1 protein-coding gene is annotated in these 1,205 nt (G+C 39.1%); it reads right to left on the bottom strand.

What is annotated here, in order from left to right; all coding sequences use genetic code 11:
* Positions 1-57 precede the first annotated feature (57 nt).
* The gene (locus J8M01_RS23705; RefSeq protein WP_211059591.1) at positions 58-1,098 is read right to left on the bottom strand and encodes an IS481 family transposase; all 1,041 of its coding nucleotides are present in this window, start codon (positions 1,096-1,098) and stop codon (positions 58-60) included.
* Positions 1,099-1,205: the final 107 nt, after the last annotated feature.

The raw sequence follows: 1,205 nt of genomic DNA, 5'->3' as shown, positions 1-1,205 counted from the left end.
TGTAGTAGCTCAGACCTGATCTGACAGTTACCCGTTTTTTAACGGTGCTTTGTCAGCTTAGATTTGAGCTAAATTCTTTTCAGCCCAAATCGATTTACCATCAATTAATGTTACCAGCGGAGTTCGTCCACAGCACATTTTTCCTTGATGAGTTCGTTCATTGTTGTAGTAATCCATCCATTCGTCCAGATCTTTTTGAAGCTCTTCCATGTCAGCATACAACTTTTTCCTAAATGTAATTTGGTAGAACTCATTTAAAATAGTTTTGTGGAACCGCTCGCAGATACCATTTGTTTGCGGTGACATAGCTTTCGTCTTTGTATGCTCTATATCATTGATCGCTAGATATAGCTGATAATCATGATGATCGACTCGACCACAATATTCTGTGCCACGGTCAGTTAATATCCGTAACATTGGAAGCTCATATTCATCGAAGTACGGTAGAACTTTATCATTTAACATATCAGCTGCCGTGATTGGCGTTTTGGTTGTATAAAGCTTGGCAAAGGCAATTTTACTATAAGTATCAACGAAGGTTTGCTGATAAATACGACCTACACCTTTCAGATTACCTACATAGAACGTATCTTGTGAACCAAGGTAGCCTGGGTGCGCTGTTTCAATTTCACCGCATGCTTCATCATCATGTTTCTTTTTCTCAAGTGCAGCGACTTGAGCATCGGTTAAAATAATTCCGTCCTTTGCTACCTTCGCTTCGAGTGCCTTTAGCCGTTTTTTGAAATTTTCTAAGTTATGGCGTAACCAAATAGAGCGTACGCCGCTACCAGAAACAAAGATACCTTGTTTACGCAATTCGTTACTTGTTCTATGTTGACCATGAGCCGGTTGAGCGATGGCATATTCCATTACTGCTTTTTCTGTTGCTTCATCTACTCGGTTTTTAATGTTAGGTGCTCTGCGGTTTTTATTGATAAGCGCATCAATACCGCCATCGGTTACAAGTTCTTGATATCGATAAAACGTATCTCGCGATACGCCCATTACTTTACATGCCTTAGATACGTTACCTAATTCTTCGGCAAGATTAAGTAAACCAGCTTTGTGTTTAATAATTGGGTTACTAGTATGTAACATGAGAGTTACCTCTTTTGTTTTGATTTGAAGATTCGACACCTTTAATCAAAACGGGTAACTCTCAACTTTTCAAGGTGAGATGTAAGATCTAGTCTGAGCTAATACAA

The organism is Pseudoalteromonas sp. MMG005 (genome assembly GCF_018101015.1).
GTDB classification, from domain to species: domain Bacteria; phylum Pseudomonadota; class Gammaproteobacteria; order Enterobacterales; family Alteromonadaceae; genus Pseudoalteromonas; species Pseudoalteromonas aurantia.
This window is presented reverse-complemented; position numbering and strand designations above follow the sequence as displayed.

Bases quoted from the DNA above. Each gene is read 5' to 3' on its own strand.
- J8M01_RS23705 (WP_211059591.1), bottom strand. From the start codon at position 1,098: ATGTTACATACTAGTAACCCAATTATTAAACACAAAGCTGGTTTACTT.